The following is a 1416-nucleotide window of genomic DNA, read 5'->3' on the forward strand; positions in this document are numbered from 1 at the left end:
TGCGGCACCGAGCCGGCCGGCGGCGCGGCGTCCGCGCCCGCCGCGCCCGGGGAGGGCAGGCGCATCCCGGCGGCCAGGCTGGCGCACGTGAGTGACGTGCACGAGGCCACCGGCATGACACTGCTCGAAGGCCCGGTCCTGGTCGGGGGCGGCGCGCTGTACGTCGTGGACGTCACCGCGCCGGCCGGCGAGCCCAAGGTCCTCTCCGTGGACGTCGCCACCGGCCGACACGAGGGCGTCTACACCGACGGCACGGGCGCCTACACCTCCGCGCAGGTCAGCCCGTACGACGGCCGCCTGTACCTGAGCGACTTCGCCACGGGCGCCGTGGTCAGCGTCGCGAAGGACGGCTCGCGTCCCCGCACGTTCTTCTCCGGCGAGGTCGACGGGTCGACGATGACTCCGGACGACATCGCCTTCGACGACGACGGCAACCTGTACCTGAGCGACGCGCACGGCACACAGCCGGACGAGAGCGACGGCCGCATCGTGCGCATCGACCGCGACGGCGGGAGGGCGACGGTCCTCGCCGACGGGCTCGCCCAGCCCAACGGGATCATGTTCGACCCCGGGCGGCGCGGTCTGTGGATCAGCGAACTCGCCAAGGACACCGTCTCCTACCTGCTGCTCGACGCCGACAAAACCTCCGTGACCTCCCGGCACGAAGCGATCCACGTCGACGGCGGCCTGGCCCAGACCGACTCGATCGCCGTGGACGCCGACGGCAACCTCTATCAGGCACTGCACGGGCGGCCCGCCATGGCCGTCTACAGCAAGTACGGGGCGCGCCTGGGCACCGTGGAGATCCCGGCCGAGGACGCCGCGGGGCTGCAGTCGGCCACCAATGTCGCGATCACGCCGGGCCGTACGACGGCGTACATGACGGTCAGCGGCGCCGACGGCGGTTACGTCTACGAGTTCACCGCGCTCGGCAGGGGCATCCGCCAGTCCAACGGCGGCTGACGCCTACCCGGCGTCGCTCGTCTCGACGGGCCGCAGCCGTCCCACCTCGATGCCGAGCAGGCGCCAGGCCGCCAGGGCGAGGCGCTCGCGTGCGGCCGGGGTGGGGCCCGCGACCGCCCCGGAGACCATCGCGACGGCGAGCATGACGTCGTCGGCCGAGAGGCGGTGGTCCGCGGGCAGGCAGTGGGCGAGGACGCCGCGGACGCGCGCGGAGAGCAGGCGCCCTTGTTCCTCGTCGCCGCGCACGCGCAGCAGGTCGACGAACGCGGTCGAGCGCGTCAGGTGCCAGGTCACGACGCCGAGGACGCTCTCCAGGTCCGCGCCGGGCTGAGCCGCCGCCCGCTCGATCTGCCGGACGTTCTCGTCCAGGACGGCGGTGGCCAGCGCGACGCGGTCGGCGAAGTGCCGGTAGAGGCTGCCCTGTCCCACCCCGGCGCGGCGCGCGACGGCGGA

At 73.9% G+C, this 1416-nt stretch carries 2 protein-coding genes; one reads left to right on the forward strand and one right to left on the reverse strand.

The features are described from left to right. A partial coding sequence (locus G3I40_RS45290) for an SMP-30/gluconolactonase/LRE family protein (protein WP_164560603.1) occupies positions 1 to 963 on the forward strand: 963 nt, incomplete at its 5' end. 3 nt (positions 964 to 966) lie between these two features. Here the strand turns inward: G3I40_RS45290 and G3I40_RS45295 are convergent. Beyond that, the coding region (locus G3I40_RS45295; protein ID WP_164560604.1) for a TetR family transcriptional regulator at positions 967 to 1416 on the reverse strand (450 nt) is incomplete at its 5' end.

This window comes from Streptomyces sp. SID14478 (assembly GCF_010548525.1).
Taxonomy (GTDB): Bacteria; Actinomycetota; Actinomycetes; order Streptomycetales; family Streptomycetaceae; genus Streptomyces.